Genomic DNA, 20,769 nt, shown 5'->3' on the forward strand with positions numbered 1-20,769 from the left:
GCTGCGATCTTTTGATCTTGCTGTTAAAGATCAAGATCAAAAGATCGCAGCCTCGTTTCACTCGTCAGCTCCTACAGGGCAATGCATTTCAGGTGTTCCAGATTCGGGGGGCATAGCCTCGCGCCCCAGCAGCACAGGCCTTAGCAGTCGCCATAAATCAATCAGCCAGGCGCGGGCGAGCAACGCCTCACTGGCCAGACAACGGGCCACCAACAATCCCGGCAGTTGAGTCAAATCGCCGCGCACCTCGTGCCCCAGCGAGCGGCAGCGCTCAAGCAATTCAGCATCGATTTCACCGGTGACCAACAACGTCGCAAACACCGGATTACCGTCCAGGCCGATCGGCGAATCGAGTAAACCGTCTGCACCGACAATGCGCTGCCGTTCGTGCCAGAGCAACCGACCATCGCGGCGGATATCCAGGTGCGCCTGAAAATGCCCGAGGTCAAAACGCTCGCCGCTGGCCGGCCGACCGAGCGCGACCACGTCCCAATAGAACAGCCGTGCGTCACCTTCAAGGTCGATGGTCGTGGTCAACTCGGCCTGCGCGGCGCTGTAGACGATGGTTTCCTGCGGCAGCCATTCCAGGGTCGCGCCGGCAGCGACTTTCAAGTCGAGCTGTTGATACGCCGGCCCACCCGCGCGATACCACTTGGCGGCGCCGGGGCTGGTGATCTGTGCCCAGGCGTTGTGTTCGACGCGCGCGCTGATGTCCAGCCGATCACCACCGGCAATTCCGCCCGGCGGATGGACGATGATGTGCTGGCAGACCTCGGGGCCTTCGGCGTACAGATGCTTTTGCACGCGCAGCGGGCCGAGGTGGCGGCGCATGACCGGGCGCGTGCAATCGCCGAAACGCGCGTAGGCCAGTTCCAGCTCGGCGTGCCAGCTCGGGGTAAAAAGGGCAGGTGCAACAATCGAATTCATGGTTTGTGATTATCGTTAGGAAGCTACAGATTAGACCGGCGGGTTAGATCGTGACCAGCCCGCGTACACCTTCGGCCTCCATATTTTCACCGCGACCCTGTTGAACGATCTCGCCCCGCGACATCACCAGGTATTGATCGGCCAGTTCTGCAGCAAAGTCGTAGAACTGCTCAACCAGCAGAATCGCCATGTCACCGCGCGCCGCGAGCTGCTTGATTACCGCGCCGATTTCCTTGATCACCGACGGTTGAATGCCTTCTGTTGGCTCATCAAGAATCAGCAGGCGCGGGCGGCTGGCCAATGCCCGGCCGATCGCCAGTTGCTGTTGCTGACCACCGGACAGATCGCCGCCACGGCGCTGCTTCATTTGTAGCAGCACCGGGAACAGTTCGTAGATGAAACCCGGGACTTCTTTGGCTTCTGAGCCTGGAAAGCGCGACAGGCCCATCAGCAGATTTTCTTCTACCGTCAGGCGCCCGAAGATCTCACGGCCCTGCGGCACGTAGGCGATACCAGCATGCACGCGCTGATGCGGTTTGAACGTGGTGATCGGTTTGCCTTCCCAGTTCACCGCGCCTTCCTTGGCCGGCAGCAGGCCCATCAGGCATTTGAGCAGAGTGGTCTTGCCCACGCCGTTACGCCCGAGCAGGCACGTGACTTCGCCGACTTTCACCTCGAAGCTGAGGCCGCGCAGGATGTGGCTACCGCCGTAGTACTGATGAAGTTGTTGGACTTGTAGCATCGGAACTCCGTTAGTTGGGCTTCAAGCCGCAAGCCGCAAGCTGCAAGCAAGAGCAGTGCTGTTTATGACTTTGCTTTTACTTGCTGCTTGAAGCTTGTCGCTTGCAGCTGGCCGATTCATCGGCCGAGGTAGACCTCGATCACCCGCTCGTTTTCCTGCACTTGCTCAAGCGAGCCTTCCGCCAGAACGCTGCCCTGATGCAGCACGGTGACGTGGTCGGCAATCGAGCCGACAAAGCCCATGTCGTGCTCGACCACCATCAACGAATGCTTGCCCGCCAGCGATTTGAACAGCTCGGCGGTGAACTCGGTTTCGGCGTCGGTCATGCCCGCCACCGGTTCGTCGAGCAGGAGCAGTTGTGGGTCCTGCATCAGCAACATGCCGATCTCGAGGAACTGCTTCTGGCCATGGGACAGTAGGCCGGCCTGGCGATTGACCGAGGTGGTCAGGCGAATCGTCTCGAGCACTTCGCTGATGCGGTCCTTCTGTTCGCCGTTCAGGCGTGCACGCAAACTCGCCCACACCGACTTGTCGGTCTTCTGCGCCAGCTCCAGGTTTTCGAACACGCTCAAGGCTTCGAACACCGTCGGTTTCTGAAACTTGCGGCCGATGCCGGACTGGGCAATCTGCACTTCGCTCATCTGCGTCAGGTCCAGGGTTTCGCCGAACCAGGCCTTGCCGTGACTGGGCCGGGTCTTGCCGGTGATCACGTCCATCAGCGTGGTCTTGCCCGCGCCGTTGGGGCCGATGATGCAGCGCAGTTCGCCGACGCCGATGTACAGGTTGAGATTGTTCAGCGCACGAAAGCCGTCGAAGCTGACGCTGATGTCTTCCAAAGTCAGGATCGTGCCGTGACGCGTATCGAGGCCGGGGCCGACGCGCTGGCCGAGGCCGATCGAGTCGCGGCTGGTGCCTTCGTCCTTGTTCGGTTCCACGGGGAAAAACGCCGGCTCCAGCATGAATTCAGCACTCGCTGTGACTCTCATTGTTCACCTCGTTTCTTCAGCAGACCGATCACGCCCTTGGGCAGGTACAACGTCACGACGATGAACAGCGCGCCGAGGAAGAACAGCCAGTATTCCGGGAAGGCCACGGTGAACCAGCTCTTCATGCCGTTGACCACGCCGGCGCCGAGCAGCGGCCCGATCAGCGTGCCGCGCCCGCCAAGGGCGACCCACACCGCCGCTTCGATCGAGTTGGTCGGCGACATTTCGCTGGGGTTGATGATGCCGACCTGCGGCACGTACAGCGCTCCGGCCAGACCGCACAGCACCGCACTCAGCACCCAGACGAACAGCTTGAAACCGCGCGGGTCGTAGCCGCAGAACATCAAACGGTTTTCCGCATCACGCAACGCCGTCAGCACCCGACCGAACTTGCTCTGCGCCAGGCGCCAGCCGATGAACAGGCTCGCCACCAGTAGCAACACCGTGGCCAGAAACAGCACCGCGCGGGTGCCCGGTTCGGTGATGCCGAAACCGAGGATCGTGCGGAAATTGGTGAAGCCGTTGTTGCCTCCGAAACCGGTCTCGTTGCGGAAAAACAGGAGCATGCCGGCGAAGGTCAGGGCCTGGGTCATGATCGAGAAATACACGCCTTTGATCCGCGAACGGAAGGCGAAGAAGCCGAACACCAGCGCCAGCAATCCCGGCGCCAGCACCACCAGACACATGGCCCAGAGGAAGCTGCTGGTGCCGGTCCAGTACCACGGCAATTCGCTCCACGACAGGAAAGTCATGAACGCTGGCAAGCCATCGCCGGCCGCCTGACGCATCAGGTACATGCCCATCGCATAACCGCCGAGGGCGAAGAACAGACCGTGACCCAGCGACAGCAGGCCGGCGTAACCCCAGACCAGATCCAGCGCCAGGGCGACGATGGCGTAGCAGAGGATTTTGCCGACCAGGGTCAGCGTGTAGGCCGAGACGTGCAGGGCATTGTCTGGCGCGAGCAGTGAGAGCAGCGGCAGAACGATCAGCAGCGCGAGGATCACCCCGCCGACCGCGAGCGTGACTTTCGGCCCGGCCTTTTGTGTGGCCGTGACTAACAGAGGCTGGTTCATCAGTCGATCACCCGTCCTTTCAGTGCGAAGAGGCCTTGCGGACGTTTCTGAATGAACAGAATGATCAGCGCGAGGATCAGGATCTTGCCGAGCACCGCACCGATCTGCGGTTCGAGAATCTTGTTGGCGATCCCTAAGCCAAATGCGGCGAGCACGCTACCGGCCAGTTGGCCGACGCCGCCGAGCACCACCACCAGGAACGAGTCGATGATGTAGCTCTGGCCAAGGTCGGGACCGACGTTGCCGATCTGGCTCAGCGCCACGCCGCCCAAGCCGGCGATGCCCGAGCCGAGGCCGAAGGCGAGCATGTCCACGCGCCCGGTCGGCACGCCGCAGCAGGCGGCCATGTTGCGGTTCTGAGTGACGGCGCGGACGTTGAGGCCGAGGCGGGTCTTGTTCAGCAGCAGCCAGGTCAGCACCACCACGAACAATGCGAAAGCGATGATGACGATGCGGTTGTACGGCAGCACCAGATTGGGCAGCACTTGGATGCCGCCGGACAGCCACGCCGGGTTGGCGACTTCAACGTTCTGCGCGCCGAACAACAAACGCACAAGCTGAATCAGCATCAGGCTGATGCCCCAGGTTGCCAGCAGGGTTTCCAGTGGCCGACCGTAAAGGTGGCGGATGACCGTGCGTTCCAGCGCCATGCCGATGGCGGCGGTGACGAAAAACGCCACCGGCAGCGCGATCAGCGGATAGAACTCGATGGCCTGCGGCGCGTAACGTTGAAACATCAGCTGCACGACATAGGTCGAGTAGGCACCGAGCATCAGCATCTCGCCGTGGGCCATGTTGATCACCCCGAGCAGGCCGAAGGTGATCGCCAGGCCGAGGGCCGCGAGCAGCAGAATCGAGCCCAGCGACATGCCGCTGAAGGCCTGGCCGAGCACTTCGCCGATCAGCAGCTTGCGCTTGACCTGAGCGAGGCTGGTTTCGGCGGCGGTGCGCACGCCGGCATCGCTTTCCACGCCGGGCTCGAGCAGGCCTTCAAGACGCGTGCGTGCCAGCGGGTCGCCGGTTTCACCGAGCAGACGTACCGCCGCGAGGCGCACCGCCGGGTCGCTGTCGACCAGTTGCAGATTGGCCAGCGCCAGGCTCAGGGCGGCGTGGACGCTTGGGTCTTTTTCCCCAGCGAGTTGCCGGTCGAGAAATTTCAGCTGCGCGGGTTTCGCGCTTTTCTGCAATTGCTGCGCGGCGCTCAGACGGATTTTGGCGTCGGCGGCGAGCAATTGATGGCTGGCCATGGCGGTGTCGATCAGACCCCGCAGGCGATTGTTCAGGCGCAGGGTTTTCGCTTGGCCGTCGATCGTCAGTTCGCCTTGTTGCAGGGCGTTGAGCAATTCGATACGCGCCGGATCGGGCTGCGCGGCCCAGGCTTCCAGCAGTTTGGCCTGTTGCATCGGATTGGCCGCGACGAAGTCTTCGGCATCGCCAGCGTGGGCCAGGAGTGGCAAAAGCAGTGCAATGGCACAGATAAATCGGTAAAGGGCAGTGGGCATAGTCAGTCGCCTTGACGCGGACATTGTGGGAGCGAGCCTTTGTGGCGAGGGGATTTATCCCCGTTCGGCTGCGAAGCAGTCGTGATATCGGTCGACGCGATCAATCTGATACACCGCGACCGATGGCTTTGGGGCTGCTTCGCAACCCATCGGGGATAAATCCCCACGCCACAAAGGCCCGCTCCCACAGGGAATTGCATCAGCCTCACGCCAGGCGCGAGACTGACATCCGGTGACTCAGTTGCTCTTCACCGCATAATCCGGCTTCTTGTCGTTGCCCTGAATGTACGGGCTCCACGGTTGCGCGCGGATCGGGCCTTCGGTCTGCCACACGACGTTGAACTGCCCGTCGCTCTGGATCTCGCCGATCATCACTGGCTTGTGCAGGTGGTGATTGGTCTTGTCCATGGTCAACGTGTAACCGGACGGCGCAGCAAAGGTCTGCCCGGCCAGCGCTTCGCGAACCTTGTCGACGTCAGTGGATTTGGCTTTCTCGACCGCTTGCGCCCACATGTGGATACCGACGTAGGTGGCTTCCATCGGGTCGTTGGTCACGGCTTTATCGGCGCCAGGCAGATTGTGTTTCTTCGCATAGGCTTTCCAGTCCGCGACGAATTTCTTGTTCGCAGGATTCTCCACCGACTCGAAGTAGTTCCACGCCGCGAGGTTGCCCACCAGCGGTTTGGTGTCGATGCCGCGCAGTTCTTCTTCGCCGACCGAGAACGCCACCACCGGTACGTCGGTGGCCTTCAGGCCCTGGTTGGCCAGCTCTTTATAGAACGGCACGTTGGAGTCGCCGTTGACGGTGGAGATGACCGCAGTCTTGCCGCCGGCCGAGAATTTTTTGATGTTGGCAACGATGGTCTGGTAATCGCTGTGACCGAACGGCGTGTAGACCTCTTCGATGTCCTTGTCGGCCACGCCTTTGGAATGCAGGAACGCGCGCAGGATCTTGTTGGTGGTGCGCGGGTAGACGTAGTCGGTGCCGAGCAGGAAGTAGCGCTTGGCGCTGCCGCCTTCTTCGCTCATCAGGTATTCAACGGCGGGGATCGCTTGCTGGTTCGGCGCGGCGCCGGTGTAGAAGACGTTCGGCGACATCTCTTCGCCTTCGTACTGCACCGGGTAGAACAGCAGACCGTTGAGCTCTTCGAACACCGGCAGTACCGATTTGCGCGACACCGAGGTCCAGCAGCCGAACACCACCGCGACCTTGTCCTGGGTCAGCAGCTGTCGGCCCTTTTCAGCGAACAGCGGCCAGTTGGAAGCAGGGTCGACCACCACCGGCTCGAGCATCTTGCCGTTCACACCGCCCTTGGCGTTGATCTCGTCGATGGTCATCAGTGCCATGTCCTTGAGCGATGTTTCGGAGATCGCCATGGTCCCGGACAACGAATGCAGAATCCCGACCTTGATGGTCTCGGCGGCCTGGACAGTCCAGGTCATGCCCATCGCGGCAATGGATGCCGTGAGTGTGAAAGCCTTGATCAAACTGCGACGCTTCATTGTGCGATCTCCATGAACATTCGATTTTTTCTGGTTGGCAGATGCGGACGACTGAAGCTGTGTTTTGCAAAGGCTGTGCCCGGTCGCGTTCAGGCAAGAAAATGTCGTGCCAGAGCGCTTGCGCGCTGAATGCGTGCACCAGGAGGGGACGGCAGGCGGGCGATGGTGCGTCGAGTTGCGCCAGATTGGGGCGCCCGCTGGCACTCAGATGCGGATACAAAAGCGATAACCCTGTACCACAGCTCGAGAAAACCGACGGGCCACACTCAGTTGCTCATCCGATTCTCAGCGCAGGTTTTTATGAGTCATGTCTCAGGCCGATCCGGTCGTACCGCAAGTTCTTCAGCAACGTTCAAGCTGCCCCCACTGAGCCCGGCTTTTCTGACTGAAGAAGACGCCGCCTATTGGGTGCACACACGAATTCCACTCAACCCGGACAAAGAGTACGGCAGCGTGATCCTGCTGCGACCGGACGGGAAATTCCTCGCCACCTCTCCCATCGCAGGTGAAGCCACGCGCTTCGACTTCGGCACGATTGTGCAGACCGATGCCCTTGGCGGCATGCTCCATCCGCTGGGCTACCGATGTATCGCCAGCGTACACAGCCATCCGCCGCTACATGACCAGTTCCGCAATGGCAATCGGCGTCAGGATGAAACCCTGCTCAGGCTGTTCATGAGCTTCTATTCAGGCGGCGATTTCATTGGCGATGTGTCGGCGCGGGATTTTTTCCGCAGCGCTTACCTTTCAGGCCCGGATGGCAGCTTGCTCAAATACGTCTCGAGCGGCTCGCCCGAGGAACGCGACTACTTCCTCTGGCAGCAGTCCGGCGGGCCGTCGGGCCATCCGGCTGGGGCCTATGACGTGATGGCTGTGATCAACAGGCTGGCGACCGTGGGTGAACTCAAAGTCATTGTTTCGAATGCCGACTGGGGCTACTCGGTGGGGCGCGTACCTGCGGACTGGAAGGTCGGCGCGTCGTTTTCAAAGGGTGCGGTCACCGAACTGCCGCTGATGACCCGGGTATGCGTCAATGCCGAACGCGCCGTGCTTGCCGCCTTGAAATCCAGAGGCGCACAGACGACGGGCCTGATATTGAAAAAATTGATTGGCGAGGAGTATGTCGCCACCCATGCGCGCCCGGCCGGACTGGCTGCATGGGATCCTGAGCGAATATTTCCGGTTGATGCCCAAGGGCAATTGCAGCTGCCGAGGGGTTATTTGCTGGAGGGTTTCTACTTCGCCTCGCGGCCCGACCCTGCGCAGTTTCCACCCGCTCAGCCGTGGCTCTACGAGAACTTCTTCACGCCCCGGGAGATCGCCGTCGCTATCGAAGCGAATGCCCGCAGCAAACATCTGGCGAAAGCAGGACATGCGTTGTCGCTGTACATGCGGGCGCAGGATCATGCGATGTTGAAGTACCGCTTCAGCGGCGATTCGATCGAAGCGGCACTGAGCGTTACGCAGTCGGACGGCACGGTCGGTGACAATGGGGTGCAGGCAAGGCTGGCGGCCGGCACACTGGATACCCGCGCATTTGTCTCGATGCTGGTACTGGCCGGCACCCTGGATGTCGTGCGCGGCAGTGTGCTGTGGGCGCATCTGGGGCCGGTGGATCTGCAATGGCAACCCTTCGCGAACTTCCCCTGGCCGCGATTGAGCGGCGCTTTTCTGTGCGCCGATGATGCCGTGCGCCATGCCCATGAACTCGCCGGCCTGCGCCGTGACAAACCGTACGCCGGGTATGTTTTTCAGCGCAGCGACAAGCGTTTCGTGGTGACCGAACCGTTGCCGGGAGATATCGAAACGCTCAGTCAGGGCAGGCTTTATCCGATGGACAATCATGGGCGTCCGGTCTTTCCCGACGACCATGCGCTGCACGCCCGTTACGTCTCTCACATTGCCATGTCGCAACTTTTGCCGGTGGATACGGAGCTTTTTGGCTGGGCGTATCAGGAAGCGGCTGTGAGCTTGCAGATGTTGAGTGTGGCGGAGGTCAGGCAAGTCCTGCTCGACGAGATTGCCTTGTATGTCAGCGCGGCGCCGGACAGCCTCGTCAGGTATGAGGTCATCGGATCTGCGGGCTCCACGGAATTGGCCCGGCGCCTGGGCACGCGTCAGCATCCGGGCGCCCTGGCGCTGGAGTTGGACAGCGGCCGTAAACGCCCGCAGGACTTCATACGTGAACAGGCAGCGGCCGGACGTTTAACGGTTCTGATCGATAATGAACTGTGGGGCTATCGCGGGCGGGTGCCGCCCGCCTGGTCGCTGCGCACCACGCCCGCGCCTTTGCCCGTGCCGCAGTTGCCGGTGGTGCAACTGCCGCCGCTTCTGTATCCCCAGCCGGACAGAGACAAGCCGATCCTGCCCAAACCCACGCCACTCCCGCAACCGCAAATCCCGTTGCCGCCGCTGACGTTGCCGTTGCCCTGGAAACGCCTGGAAGGTGTGGCATTCGGCGCGATTTTCCCCTCGGCGGATGAGGCTGCACGAGACCGATGCATGGGGGACTTTCGTCCACAGGGCGAAACGCGCGCGTACTTCGGCTTCATTCTCAGGCACAAGAGCCGGCCAGAGTATGTGGCTACCGAGCTGGTGCCCGTCAGTGATCAAGGCAAAAATCTGTTCAGGCTCGATTCGGTTTTCGCCGACCTGCCCTCAGAGCCCTGGCATGCGTTGCCCGAGGGCTTCGAACTGCACGGCAATTTTTATGCGTCGCAACGAGCCGGTGATCCGACGAAAAGCCCGGATGAATGGCTGGCGCATTACTTCATCTCGCCGGACCACCTGACAGCCTCGATGTATTACGGCGGCCGGCGTCCGGTCATGGTGTCGGACGCTCCCGCAGCGCTTTATCTCGCCGTGCGCGATGGTGCTTTGCTCAAATATGTGTGGAGCAAGTCCAGCAAACTGTTTCATGACGCCTCGTCCCAGCGCACGCTTGAACAGATCAAAAGCGATCTGGCCGCTGGCAACCGTCTACCGACCGACTTTATCCATGAGGTCGCCAGCAGCGGCGAGCTTTCCGTCATGCGCACCGGTCTGTGCTGGGACCGGGCGGGGCTGGTGCCAGCCACCTGGCAACCGTACGCAAATCTCGAACGGCGCCGGCTCGGTCCGGTCTTTCTGACGGCTGACGACGCGGCCGTCCACGCCAGGACACTCGTGCCTCTGGTGACCGACAGGGTGCATGGCGGGCTGATTCTGGAGACGGTCGATAAGCGCTACGTCGCCACAGTACCCGTTGAAGTCAGCCATGAGGATTTCGATTTCACCGATATCTGCCCTGAGGAAAGTCGCGCCGCCGGATTGTTTCCTGCGGGTTGTCGCATCGTGGCGCGGTACCGCTCGCGCGTCGCCCAGGAGGTGTCGTTGGTCTTGGCGCCTGTGCAAAAGCAGGTGTACCAGAACGTGTTTTCGGTCGAGGTGCTGGAGTCGGCATTCAACAAGCGCGGCATGAAAGAGGAATACCGGGTGGCGGCGGACGGTTCCCTGGTTCGCTATACACCCGCCCCACGGGATGAATACCTGTTCTGTCCGGATGGCGCGGTGATTGGCTATCGGCCGCAAGCCGAACTGCTTTCGCAGCTGCTTGATCAGGGCGAGCGGCTGTCCGTCGTCGATGCAAAAGCGATAAGACAGCGCCTGCGCAATCGGCAATTGAAACCCGTCGAATGGGTGAACGAGCTGGCCAGGGCCGGACGTCTGTGGGTGGTCGCCGCAAGCGCGATCTGGGGGCAACCGCGCCAGATTATCCAGTGGGCACCATACTCCGGGGATCTGTTGCCGGCCGCAGATTATGACAAGGCGTTGAGCAGCCCGGTCGGCAGCCCGCTGTTCATCCAGGCAGACGCTGCCGCGCGGTACGCTCATCAACTGTCGTTGAGCAGGGATACGCAGACCTTCGGCTACGTTTTGAACGGCCCTGAAGACCTGTTGGTGTCCACTCTGCCAGTTGCGGTGCAGCGTTCGGGGTTGGCGCTGGATCGAGTGTTCGAGCAGGGCAAGCTGCCGCCAGGCTTCAGTCTGAGCGCCATTTATTTGCGAGCAGCGCTGCCACCTCTGGGCGCGCGGCCGGACGATATGCGGCACTTTTTTCTGCTGCCCAACGATGTCCAGGCAGCCTGCGCATGGGCCAACACGTCCCAGGGGTACCGGCCGATCTACTTCTCCTGCGCCGATGGCGCGTTGTTGAAATTGCAACTGCATGCATTCGAGCCCGGCACTTTCTACGATGAGTTCGGGCAAGTGCAACTGCGCCCCAATGCCTTTGTGTCGAAGGTGGAAGCGGCGGTCGATGAGCGGGGCATTGCCAGCGGTACGTTCAGATTTGTCGACTATGTCCAACGGATGGCTCATGCCGGCCGACTTGAGGTAATTGAAACGAGTGAATACTGGTCGCGGCATGGTCAGGTGGATGAACGCTGGCAGCCACGGCTGACCGAGGTGTCCAGTGAGCAACGCTGGCGCGAGCATCCGGCGCCAGCGCTGGGACCTGTCTTTCATCATCCCGATGATGCCGCCTGCCATGTTCATGGACGGGTAGCCGGCCAGGCGGTAATAGGCACCGGTTATGAGAGTGCGATTCTGGCGAACCCGTCCAGCCTTCGCTTCGTTCCGCTTGAGCCGATCGTGTATCTGGCCAACGAGGACAATCCGCTGTTGCGCATACTGCGTACCGTCGCGGATCCGGCTGTCAGTTGGCGCGATCCGGCGCCGCGTTATCCCGAGGGTTACTCGGTGATGGCCACCCATCAATTGCATGTCTCGGGCAACACCACGCTGGCGGCGGACGTGGATCAGGTCTATGCCAATTACGCTGCGCCTTCGCTGGTGCATGCGCACACCCATGCACCCACGGAAAAAGGCCTGCATATCCTGCACTACTACTATTCAACGCCGCACGATGTGCTGCTCAAGTACACACCTGCGTATTCAAGGGCGGAAAGAGATCTGTTGCTGACCCGCTCAGCCACTTTCGAGGGCGGACGCTGGATCAGCCGGCTGAGCCCTGGAGAGTTTCTTTCGCGGCTTATGGCGCTGGGTGAGTTTCGAGTGCTGATCGGCGGTTATTACTGGCGCCAGACCGGCCGCATGAACACTACCTGGCGAAGCCGTCGTCAGCAGACCCCGACACCCGGAACCGTGCGCTTGCGCGACGAGTTGTAAATGAAATGAATGAACAGGCACGAGCCGCCGCAACGGCCCGCGCCCGTCACATCAACGCTGCACCTGCGCGGAACGCTCGCCAAGTCGGGGCACGAGAAACCGGTCGAGCAACCAGACCACCACCAGCGACGCCCCCACCAGTGGAAACACCACCGCCAGCACCAGCATGATCGCCACGCCGGTTTTCCACTTCGGCAGGTCATGGCGCAGCGGCGGCACACCGAATTTGCCTTCAGGCCGACGCTTCCACCAGATCACCACGCCGCTGACGGCGCTGAGCAGAATCATCAGGCAGATCAGCAGCACGACAATCTGGTTGAAAGTGCCGAACATCTTGCCTTCGTGCAGCATCACGCCGATTTCCGTGGCGCGCGCGACGGTGCCGTAGTGCTCGAAGCGGACATCGGCGAGGACCTTGCCGGTGTACTGATCGACGTGCAGGGTGGCGTCGTTGCGCGGGTCATCAGCGAACACGGCAATGGTGAACACGCCGGTGGCGGTGGTCGGCAGGGTGATGCTGTAGCCCGGTTCAACCTTGCGTTCACTGGCGATGTTCTGCACGTCCTGCAGGCTGATGGCGGGTGCTGCGGGGCCGGCATGGGCATTGCCGTGATTCATGTGTTCGGCGTGGTCGCCGGACATCGGCATCGGCGTATTTTCCATCGCCCATGGCACGGTCTGGCGGGTGGCGCTGTTGAGGCTGCGTGCCTCGATGTCGGAGGTCGGCACGTTGTCCCACATCGCTGCCGGAAACACGTTCCACACCTGCGCGTATTGCTTGCCCCAGAAACCGGTCCAGGTCATGCCACTGAGCAACATCACCAACAGCAATGTCGCGCCCCAGAAACCGGTGACGGCATGCAGATCGCGCCACAACACTCGACCGCGGCTGTTCAAACGCGGCCATAGAATGCCCGCCGCCTGACCACGCGGCCACCACAGGAACAGCCCCGAGACCACCAGCACCACGCCCCAGCCAGCGGCCATTTCGATCAGGCGATCGCCGACTGTGCCGATCATCAATTCGCCGTGGATCGCACGGGCGATGGCTTGCAGGTTCTGCTTGGCATCCTGCTCGCCGAGGATGTCACCGTGGTACGGATCGACGAACACGTTGAGTTCATGACCGGCGTTCTTCACCACGAATTGCGCGCTGCGCTCAGCATTCAACGGCGGCAGATACTGAGTGACCTGGCCTTGTGGATAAGCGCTTTTCACCCGTTGCAGCAAGTCATCGGCCGGCACCGTGTGGTGCCCGGCCGGTACTTCGAGCAGGCTGCTGTACATCAGCGAATCGAGCTGCGGTTTGAACAGATAAATGATCCCGGTCAGGGCCAGCATCACCATGAACGGCGCGACGAACAGCCCGGCATAGAAATGCCAGCGCCAGGCCAGGTTGTAGAAATTGGATTGAGGCTTTTGCATCACGTGTGCTCCGCTTGGCTTGGTTCTTTTCGTTGTCTGTTTACCTGTGGCAGCGAGCCTGCTCGCGAAGCGGTTGTTCAGTCGATATCAATGCCGACCGTGGCGCCGTCTTCGCGAGCAGGCTCGCTCCTACATGGGTGGGTGTCAGAAACTCATATCCACTTTGGTCCAGAGCGTGCGCCCCGGTTCATTGATTGCTTGCGGGTCGTTGGCCGGATAGCCGAAGCCGGCATTGCCGGCCAGATTCAGGTGTTCGGCGTAGGCTTTGCCGAACAGGTTGTCGACGCCGCTGCTGACCTTCCAGTGCTGGTTGATGCGGTACGCGCCGTTGAGCGAGAACACGCCGAAGCCCGAGCTCTGGGCGTAATCCTTGCCGACCACGTTGCCCTTGTTCGCGTCGATGCGGTGCTGCGCGGCGACCACTCGCCACAATGCGCCGGCGCTCCACTTGGCCTCGCTGTAGGTCAGGCCGAAGCGCGCATCCAGCGGCGGCATCTGCGGTAATGCCGAGCCGTCGCTGCTGTTCTTGCCCCAGGCATAGGCCAGGGTCGCATCGGCTTTCCAGTTGTCGGTCAGGTTGTAGGCAGCTCCGAGTTCGCCACCCATGATCCGCGCGTCGATGTTCTCGGCGCGCGAGGTGCTCATGCCCATCATTCCCGGCGTGTAGTCGAACAGGATGTAATCGCGTACCACACCGATGTAACCCGAGGCCCAGGCTTCGAGGTCGGCGCTCCTGTAGTTCACGCCGAAGTCGAACTGCGTGGTCTTTTCCGGTTTGATCGAGTCGAACGCGTTGACCGATCCTGCCGGGCCGGACTTGGGCGAAAACAACTCCCAGTAATCCGGGAAGCGTTGCGCGTGGCCGAGGCCTGCATAAAGCGTGGTCGGGCTATCGGCGAGGTCATGCTCGTAACGGATGAAGCCGCTGGGCAGGGTGTCGGCGCGGGTGTCGTCGGCGGTCGGGTTGGGGCGGGACATCATCCCCGACCCTGTGGTTTGCCGGTAATCCTTGGCCGAGGCGCGATCGACCCGAGCGCCAGTGATCAAGCGATCACGCTCGGCGGCGTACCAGGTCATTTCGCTGAACACACCGTAATTGTGGAAATCGGCGTCCTTGCTGTACGGCAGCTCCTTGTAGGTATCGATGCCCATTGCACTGCGCTGACGGTGCTCGTTGGTCTGTGCGTCGAGGCCGGTGATCAGCTGAACATCAGCCCAGCGCCAGGTTGCTTTGATCCGTGCACCGAGGGTACGACGGTCGACGTTTGACGCCATCGGTCCCGCCATCATGCCGGTGCCGGACGGGGTGCGCAGGGTGTAGTTGTCCATCACATGGTCGGCGTAGTTGTAGTAGACCTGCGCTTCCAGTTTTTCCAGCACCTCGCTGATGTTGGATTTTTCCAAGCGCAGACCGAGGCTCTCGCGCAGGAATTGCGAACCGTCCATGCCGCGCCCGGCATACCGTGCCTCGCCATCGCCCTTGCCGGCGGTGAGTTCGATCAGGGTGTCGGCATCCGGCGTCCAGCCCAGCGCGATATCGCCGTTCCACTTGTCGTAACGCGAGGCGACGATGTCGTTGTTGCCGTCGCGATAGTCATCGGAATGCGCAGTGTTGCCGATCACCCGCACGTAACCCAGAGGACCGCCGGCAGCGGCGTCGACAACCTTGTCGAAACGCCCATGCGAGCCGGCCAGGATGCTGGCGTTGACGCGCGTGCCGAGTTCGCCGAAGTTCTCCGGCTCACGGTCGAACAGCACCGTACCGGCCGATGCGCCCGGCCCCCACAGGACAGTCTGCGGACCTTTGATCACCGTGAGCTTGTCGTAGGTTTCCGGCGAGATGTACGAAGTCGGCGCGTCCATCCGGCCAGGGCAAGCGCCGAGCATCATGCTGCCGTTGGTGAGGATGTTCAGCCGCGAACCAAACATGCCGCGCAGCACCGGATCGCCGTTGGTGCCGCCATTGCGCACCAGAGCGAAGCCGGGAATGGTCTTCAGGTAATCGCCGCCGTCACTGGCCGGCACCGGTTGGCGCGGATCCTTGGGGTTGGTGACGATCGTCAATGGTGAGCTTGGAGCGATGGCAGTGATCACCGTCGGGCTCAGTTCATGTTCATGGCCGGCGTGAGCGTCGGCCAGCGCCAGCGGTGTCAGCAGTACGCCGCAAAGGACGGCAATAGCGTGCCTGCAACGAATCGGCGATTCATTCAGGGCAAAGTGCGCGCGGGCAGATTCCGCGCAGGGGACAGCAGTAAACCTGGACATGACAATTTCCATCGAACAGTCGTAAACACCACGGTCGGCAGCCTGGAGCTGTCTTCTCAACCGTGTGCAATCAGAGGTGCGTGTTTACGTGGCGATGGGCGGGGCGCGGGTGCGGGCGCCGGGGAAGAAGGGTTGGCGGGCATGGCCCAGACGCGGGGAGGGTGGGGTGAAGGTAGTGGGTGGCGGGATGTTGAAAGCGACGAAATCGCCGCCGCCGGTCAGCGCCGGGCAATTGAACAGCAAGCTGCAATAGCCGCACTTTTCCCACAGCACGTGATGCGAAGATTGCGGCGGGCAATGCTCGGCAGCAGGCTGGGCGCCATGGCCGCTGTGATCCATGCCGGGCATGTCCATCGACATGTCCATGCTCATTGGCATCGACGTCGAGGCGTGCTGATCCATCGGCATCGACTGAGAAATCAGTGGACCGATGAAGATCATCAACATGGCGAACAGGGCGATCCAGCTGCCACGCGTCAGCGCTTGAGTCTGACGGTGATGCGGGACGGGCCTGGCGCGCAACGGACGCATGGGCGAAGTCAGCCGAAACAGTTACTGAGCGTGCACGTGGCCCTGGGCGGATTCCGGCGGTTTCTTCTGCACGGCAACTTCAACGCTGACGTCACCTGCTTTTTCGAAATGCAGGGTCATCGGGAAGCGCTTGCCGTCGCTGAGCAGACTGCGATCGCTCGGGTTGAGCAGCATCACGTGGTAAGCCATCGGCGCGAAGGTCACGGTGCCGCCGGCGGGGATTTCCACGCTTGGCACTTGCTGCATCTTCATCAGATCGCCCTGCATCACGTGCTCGTGCAACTGCGCTTGTGCAGCGATGGGCGAGTCGACGCTGAGCAGGCGATCGGCGCTTTTGCCGGTGTTGTGAATGATGAAATAGGCGGCGACGGTCGGCGCATTCGGCGGCAGTTCCTGCGACCACGGATGGGCGATTTCCAGCGCACCCACCTTGTATTCGTGGGCATGGGCAAAGCACGCCGGCAACAACAGCGCAGCGAGGACGAAGAGTTTCTTCAACATGGCAGTTCTCCAGAACGATTTGAAACGCGGATTCAGGGCGCGAACCAATCAGACCAGAGGGGAGGCACGGGGATTGAGACTCGGCCATTGCTGGCGCGGCGTCGGGGTTTGCAGGGAGGCGGGCGCAACGCTGCGGTTGCTTTCAAATTGCGCGAAATACAGCTGCGGCGAATGCCCTGGCAGCGCCAGCAATGGCGCCCCGCCTGAGCAACACCAGCAGTGCTGCATGTTCGAATGGTTGTCGTTTTGCGGGGCCTTCTGATCCGTGGCACCGATGTCGATCGCCACCATCTTCATGCCGCTGCCGGTGCAGAAACTGCTCCAGAGTATCTGCTCGGCCGGTGAACTGGCCGCCTGCGCCATCGCCCCGCTCAGCGGCATGGCGAGCATGTTGAACAGCACTGCAAAGCAGGCGATCCAGGCGAATGCTAACCGGCGTCGGTTCATGGGACAGGTCCGTTGGGTGGGCGATCAGGCGCGGCCCATTTAGCCTGATCAGGGCCGATAAGTAAAAAAGCGTCGTGCGGTTTGGTGTCGCAGTGCTTGCTGCAAAAGTTGTAACAGTCTGCGCCCCGTTTCGATTTCGCCGCTGTGAATGAGTTTAGCGGCTTCGACTCGCAATGCCTGGGCGAAATCCGCATCGGTCTCTATTCGTGCTCGTATGGTCTGCATAACGTCTCGACCTGCTGCTCGGTCAAGGCGCCCATCTCCCGAGTCTTCCAGTTCACAGCCCTTGATGTATTGGCCCAGATCCGCTGGGGTTTTCAGGTAGTCCCGAACGTCAAAAGGAAGAAATTTCTCTGACATTGAATATCACGCCTTTGAGTTCAAAGGCCGAAGGGTAAGTGGTATGCCTGAACGCTGAAAGGCGGTGTTGTTTTGAATTTATGTGGGTGGTGTCTGGCCGGGTTGCAGGAATCGAGACATAAATTCCGCCGAGCCGGAGTCATGTGGGAGCGAGCCTGCTCGCGAAAGCGCTGTGTCAGACAATGGAAGGCTACTGGTGCTGACGTCTTCGCGAGCAGGCTCGCTCCCACAAAGGGCCGTGCCGATTCAGTGGGAAAGGGCAGCGAGGACTTCAGCGACTGATTCAAACTCCCGATCAGCCCCCGGCAACCCCGGGCGCTTCAACACCAGCACCGGCACGCCACGCTCACGCGCCACTTCGAGCTTCGGCTCGGTGGCGCTGCTGCCGCTGTTCTTGCTGATCAATACGTCGATCTGCCGGCGCTCGAACAGCGCTCGCTCGTCTTCCAGCAGAAACGGCCCACGGGCGCCGATCACTTCGCAGCGCGTGTTGCCGGGATAAACGTCGAGGGCGCGCAGAGTCCAGAACTGGTGGGCGGGAATTTCGTCGAGGTGTTGCAGCGGTTCGCGGCCGAGGGTGAACAGCGGGCGGTGGAACGGTTCCAAGGCGGCGATGAGTTCGGCCCAGTCACTGACCTCGCGCCAGTCATCGCCTGCTTGCGGTTGCCAGGCGGGCCGGCGCAAGGCCCAGCAGGGGATGCCGGCGAGCTGTGCCGCGCGGGCGGCGTTGGCGCTGATTTGTGCGGCGTACGGGTGCGTGGCGTCGAGCAGCAGATCGACGCCTTCATCGGCGATGAACTGCGCCAGACCCTCAGCGCCGCCATAGCCGCCGACCCGAACCTGGCAGCGCAAATCGCTCGGCACCCGGCCAACGCCAGCGAGGCTGTAGATATGTTGTGGGCCGAGCGTGCGGGCAATCGCCAGCGCTTCAGTGACACCACCAAGCAGCAGGATCCGTTTCATGCAAAACCTCCGGCGTGCCCGACAATCCCGCCCTGACGATCAATGGCAAACACCTCGACCTGCACCTGTGCCGGTACCACGCTGCGGGCGAAATTCAATGCGTGGCGACACACCTCATCCCCCAAAGCGATGCCCGCCGCACTGGCCATGGCCAAGGCTTGTTGGCTGGTATTGGCTTCGCGAATGCCTTGTTGCAATGCCGCATCCGCGCCAATCGCCGCCGCCCACTCGGCCAGTTGCGGCAAGTCGATGCTCGAATGCCGTGAGTGCAGATCCATATGCCCGGCGGCGAGTTTGCTGATCTTGCCGAAGCCGCCGCACAGGCTGAGTTTATCCACAGGCACTTTGCGCAGATGCTTGAGCACCGCACCGACGAAATCACCCATCTCGATCAGGGCGATTTCCGGCAGGTCGTAGACCCGGCGCATGGTGTCTTCGCTGGCGTTGCCGGTGCACGCGGCGATGTGCAAATAGCCGTTGGTTTTCGCCACGTCGATGCCCTGATGAATCGAGGCGATGTAAGCGGCGCAGGAAAATGGCCGGACGATGCCGCTGGTGCCGAGGATCGACAGGCCGCCAAGAATGCCCAGCCGTGGGTTCATGGTTTTCAGCGCCAGTTCTGCGCCGCCCTCGACATTGACTGTGACTTCGAAGCCGCCGCCGTAGCCGGTTTCGACGGCGAGCAAGGCCAGGTGATCGCTGATCATTTTGCGCGGCACCGGATTGATCGCCGGTTCGCCGACGGCCAATACCAGGCCGGGTCGGGTCACCGTGCCGACGCCGACACCGGCGTTGAAGTGGATTCCCGGTTCGGCGGACAGTCGCACCTGTGAATAGAGCAGGGCGCCGTGGGTGACGTCAGGGTCATCGCCAGCATCCTTGATCGTCCCGGCTTCGGCGCCGTCCTCGCTCAAGCGGCAGAACTCCAGGCGCATCTGCACCTGTTTGCCCTTGGGCAGCGTGATCTGCACCGCGTCGGCGCTGACGCCGGTGAGCAACAGGCGCGCGGCGGCGAGGCTGGTGGCGGTGGCGCAGCTGCCGGTGGTGAGGCCGCTGCGCAGGGGCGCGGGTTGTTCGGCGGTTTCGTCACGCATCGAGGGGTTTTACCAGTTCCAGCAGGGTGATTGGCAACGCCTGACGCCAGGTGTCGAACTCGCCGAGCGGTTGCGCCTGGGCGACATGGATGCGCGTCAGCTCACCGCCGTATTGTTCGCGCCAGTGCATCAGGGTGACTTCGCTTTGCAGGGTCACGACGTTGGCCACCAATCGGCCGCCGGGCTTGAGCTGTTCCCAGCAGGTCTCGAATACACCCTCACGGGTGACGCCGCCGCCGATGAAAATCGCTTCCGGACGTTCAAGGCCATTGAGCGCTTGCGGCGCCTTGCCGCGAATCAGCTGCAAGCCGGGTACGCCCAGCGCATCGCGGTTGTGTTCGATCAATTGCTGACGGCCCTCGTCGGCCTCGACCGCGATGGCGCGACAGCTCGGGTGCGCACGCATCCATTCGATGCCGATCGAGCCGCTGCCGGCGCCGACATCCCAGAGCAGTTCGCCGGGCTTCGGCGCCAGGCGGGCGAGGGTGATGGCGCGCACGTCGCGCTTGGTCAGCTGGCCGTCGTGACGGAACGCCGAATCGGGTAATCCGGCGAGGCGTGACAGGCCAGTAACACCGGGTTCGGCCAGACACTCGACAGCGATAACGTTGAGATCGGCAATCGGCGCATTTTCCCAGTCACTGGCGCGGCGCTCGATCCGCCGCTCGGCGTCACCGCCCAGATGCTCCAGAACAGTCATGCGACTTGGGCCGAAACCACGTTCGCAGAGCAATTGCGCAACGGCGGCCGGACTGCTGCCGTCATTGCTCAGCAACAACAGACGCACGCCGCTGAACAGATGCGCATTGAGCGCCGCCAACGGACGCGCCACCAGCGACACAACCGTCACCTCCTGCAACGGCCAGCCCAGGCGCGCCGCGGCCAGTGCGCAGGACGAAGGGGCGGGGATGATCGCCATCTCGGCGCTCGGCACATGACGCGCCAAGCTGGCACCGACGCCGTAAAACATCGGATCACCGCTGGCCAGCACGCAGACCCGCTCGCCACGCGACTCGAGCACCGGCGCGAGGGAAAACGGACTCGGCCACAATTGCCGCTCGCCGCCGATGCACGGCGGCAGCAGATCCAGCTGGCGCTGGCCGCCGACGATCCGCGAAGCGCCCATCAGAGCACGCCGGGCGTTCTTGCCCAGGCCTTTGAAGCCGTCTTCACCTATACCCACAACGGTCAGCCAATCGCCCATTTCATACTCCAGATCCTGCGTCCAGCGAAGCGGGCGACATGATAACGCGACAATCGAAAACTGGCTGCTGTCCT

At 61.9% G+C, this 20,769-nt stretch carries 15 protein-coding genes and 1 pseudogene; 1 reads left to right on the top strand and 15 read right to left on the bottom strand.

Annotated features, from left to right (window positions below):
• Nucleotides 1-88: 88 nt before the first annotated feature.
• The 6 genes and pseudogenes from FEE99_RS07380 to urtA form a co-directional block, all read right to left on the bottom strand.
• A pseudogene (locus FEE99_RS07380) lies at nt 89-927 on the bottom strand (urease accessory protein UreD).
• 43 nt (nt 928-970) lie between these two features.
• The gene (urtE, locus tag FEE99_RS07385) at nt 971-1,669 is read right to left on the bottom strand and encodes an urea ABC transporter ATP-binding subunit UrtE (protein ID WP_041480692.1); all 699 of its coding nucleotides are present in this window, start codon (nt 1,667-1,669) and stop codon (nt 971-973) included.
• A gap of 116 nt (nt 1,670-1,785) precedes the next feature.
• The gene (gene urtD, locus FEE99_RS07390; protein WP_041480691.1) at nt 1,786-2,655 is read right to left on the bottom strand and encodes an urea ABC transporter ATP-binding protein UrtD; all 870 of its coding nucleotides are present in this window, start codon (nt 2,653-2,655) and stop codon (nt 1,786-1,788) included.
• Nucleotides 2,652-3,731: an urea ABC transporter permease subunit UrtC gene (gene urtC, locus FEE99_RS07395; protein WP_041480690.1), complete on the bottom strand. Its 1,080-nt coding sequence runs from the start codon at nt 3,729-3,731 to the stop codon at nt 2,652-2,654. The genes urtD and urtC overlap by 4 nt, the downstream gene beginning before the upstream one ends.
• A complete protein-coding gene (gene urtB, locus FEE99_RS07400) occupies nt 3,731-5,233 on the bottom strand; it encodes an urea ABC transporter permease subunit UrtB (protein WP_041480689.1) in 1,503 nt (500 codons plus the stop codon). The genes urtC and urtB overlap by 1 nt, the downstream gene beginning before the upstream one ends.
• Before the next feature lie 237 nt (nt 5,234-5,470).
• A complete protein-coding gene (urtA, locus tag FEE99_RS07405) occupies nt 5,471-6,736 on the bottom strand; it encodes an urea ABC transporter substrate-binding protein (RefSeq protein WP_016771886.1) in 1,266 nt (421 codons plus the stop codon).
• Between the two features lie 270 nt (nt 6,737-7,006).
• Between urtA and FEE99_RS07410 the strand changes: the two genes are divergently transcribed.
• Nucleotides 7,007-11,905, top strand: coding sequence for a DUF4329 domain-containing protein (locus FEE99_RS07410; protein ID WP_178089432.1), 4,899 nt, complete (start codon nt 7,007-7,009; stop codon nt 11,903-11,905).
• Nucleotides 11,906-11,956: 51 nt separating this feature from the next.
• On the opposite strand, the gene FEE99_RS07415 is transcribed toward FEE99_RS07410, so the two are convergent.
• The 9 genes from FEE99_RS07415 to FEE99_RS07455 all read right to left on the bottom strand — a co-directional run bounded on the left by FEE99_RS07415 (nt 11,957) and on the right by FEE99_RS07455 (nt 20,695).
• Nucleotides 11,957-13,330, bottom strand: coding sequence for a PepSY-associated TM helix domain-containing protein (locus FEE99_RS07415; protein ID WP_041480688.1), 1,374 nt, complete (start codon nt 13,328-13,330; stop codon nt 11,957-11,959).
• A gap of 144 nt (nt 13,331-13,474) precedes the next feature.
• The gene (locus FEE99_RS07420) at nt 13,475-15,595 is read right to left on the bottom strand and encodes a TonB-dependent copper receptor (protein WP_041480687.1); all 2,121 of its coding nucleotides are present in this window, start codon (nt 15,593-15,595) and stop codon (nt 13,475-13,477) included.
• Nucleotides 15,596-15,679: 84 nt separating this feature from the next.
• Nucleotides 15,680-16,126, bottom strand: a complete 447-nt coding sequence (locus FEE99_RS07425; protein WP_041480686.1) for a DUF2946 domain-containing protein — start codon at nt 16,124-16,126, stop codon at nt 15,680-15,682.
• 21 nt (nt 16,127-16,147) lie between these two features.
• A complete protein-coding gene (locus tag FEE99_RS07430) occupies nt 16,148-16,627 on the bottom strand; it encodes a copper chaperone PCu(A)C (RefSeq protein ID WP_041480685.1) in 480 nt (159 codons plus the stop codon).
• A 48-nt stretch (nt 16,628-16,675) separates the two neighbouring features.
• On the bottom strand, nt 16,676-17,074 hold the full coding sequence (locus FEE99_RS07435; RefSeq protein ID WP_041480684.1) for a DUF2946 domain-containing protein: 399 nt from the start codon (nt 17,072-17,074) through the stop codon (nt 16,676-16,678).
• A gap of 48 nt (nt 17,075-17,122) precedes the next feature.
• The gene (locus tag FEE99_RS07440; protein ID WP_041480683.1) at nt 17,123-17,434 is read right to left on the bottom strand and encodes a hypothetical protein; all 312 of its coding nucleotides are present in this window, start codon (nt 17,432-17,434) and stop codon (nt 17,123-17,125) included.
• A gap of 246 nt (nt 17,435-17,680) precedes the next feature.
• The gene (locus FEE99_RS07445; RefSeq protein ID WP_041480682.1) at nt 17,681-18,397 is read right to left on the bottom strand and encodes a cobalt-precorrin-6A reductase; all 717 of its coding nucleotides are present in this window, start codon (nt 18,395-18,397) and stop codon (nt 17,681-17,683) included.
• Nucleotides 18,394-19,491 carry a cobalt-precorrin-5B (C(1))-methyltransferase gene (locus tag FEE99_RS07450; protein ID WP_041480681.1) on the bottom strand — a complete coding sequence of 366 codons (1,098 nt, stop codon included), beginning with the start codon at nt 19,489-19,491 and terminating at the stop codon, nt 18,394-18,396. The genes FEE99_RS07445 and FEE99_RS07450 overlap by 4 nt, the downstream gene beginning before the upstream one ends.
• Nucleotides 19,484-20,695 (bottom strand): bifunctional cobalt-precorrin-7 (C(5))-methyltransferase/cobalt-precorrin-6B (C(15))-methyltransferase, encoded by a 1,212-nt coding sequence (locus FEE99_RS07455; RefSeq protein WP_041480680.1) that lies wholly within the window; start codon nt 20,693-20,695, stop codon nt 19,484-19,486. The genes FEE99_RS07450 and FEE99_RS07455 overlap by 8 nt, the downstream gene beginning before the upstream one ends.
• Nucleotides 20,696-20,769 lie beyond the last annotated feature (74 nt).

This window comes from Pseudomonas sp. ef1, from assembly GCF_007293365.2.
GTDB classification, from domain to species: domain Bacteria; phylum Pseudomonadota; class Gammaproteobacteria; order Pseudomonadales; family Pseudomonadaceae; genus Aquipseudomonas; species Aquipseudomonas siliginis.

What these genes read in the sequence shown, in the direction of transcription:
- urtD (WP_041480691.1), bottom strand. Translation starts at nt 2,655, where the DNA reads ATGAGAGTCACAGCGAGTGCTGAATTCATGCTGGAGCCGGCGTTTTTC.
- urtE (WP_041480692.1), bottom strand. Translation starts at nt 1,669, where the DNA reads ATGCTACAAGTCCAACAACTTCATCAGTACTACGGCGGTAGCCACATC.
- FEE99_RS07420 (WP_041480687.1), bottom strand. Translation starts at nt 15,595, where the DNA reads ATGTCCAGGTTTACTGCTGTCCCCTGCGCGGAATCTGCCCGCGCGCAC.
- urtA (WP_016771886.1), bottom strand. Translation starts at nt 6,736, where the DNA reads ATGAAGCGTCGCAGTTTGATCAAGGCTTTCACACTCACGGCATCCATT.
- FEE99_RS07435 (WP_041480684.1), bottom strand. Translation starts at nt 17,074, where the DNA reads ATGAACCGACGCCGGTTAGCATTCGCCTGGATCGCCTGCTTTGCAGTG.
- urtC (WP_041480690.1), bottom strand. Translation starts at nt 3,731, where the DNA reads ATGAACCAGCCTCTGTTAGTCACGGCCACACAAAAGGCCGGGCCGAAA.
- FEE99_RS07450 (WP_041480681.1), bottom strand. Translation starts at nt 19,491, where the DNA reads ATGCGTGACGAAACCGCCGAACAACCCGCGCCCCTGCGCAGCGGCCTC.
- FEE99_RS07455 (WP_041480680.1), bottom strand. Translation starts at nt 20,695, where the DNA reads ATGGGCGATTGGCTGACCGTTGTGGGTATAGGTGAAGACGGCTTCAAA.
- FEE99_RS07440 (WP_041480683.1), bottom strand. Translation starts at nt 17,434, where the DNA reads ATGTCAGAGAAATTTCTTCCTTTTGACGTTCGGGACTACCTGAAAACC.
- urtB (WP_041480689.1), bottom strand. Translation starts at nt 5,233, where the DNA reads ATGCCCACTGCCCTTTACCGATTTATCTGTGCCATTGCACTGCTTTTG.
- FEE99_RS07425 (WP_041480686.1), bottom strand. Translation starts at nt 16,126, where the DNA reads ATGCGTCCGTTGCGCGCCAGGCCCGTCCCGCATCACCGTCAGACTCAA.
- FEE99_RS07430 (WP_041480685.1), bottom strand. Translation starts at nt 16,627, where the DNA reads ATGTTGAAGAAACTCTTCGTCCTCGCTGCGCTGTTGTTGCCGGCGTGC.
- FEE99_RS07415 (WP_041480688.1), bottom strand. Translation starts at nt 13,330, where the DNA reads ATGCAAAAGCCTCAATCCAATTTCTACAACCTGGCCTGGCGCTGGCAT.
- FEE99_RS07445 (WP_041480682.1), bottom strand. Translation starts at nt 18,397, where the DNA reads ATGAAACGGATCCTGCTGCTTGGTGGTGTCACTGAAGCGCTGGCGATT.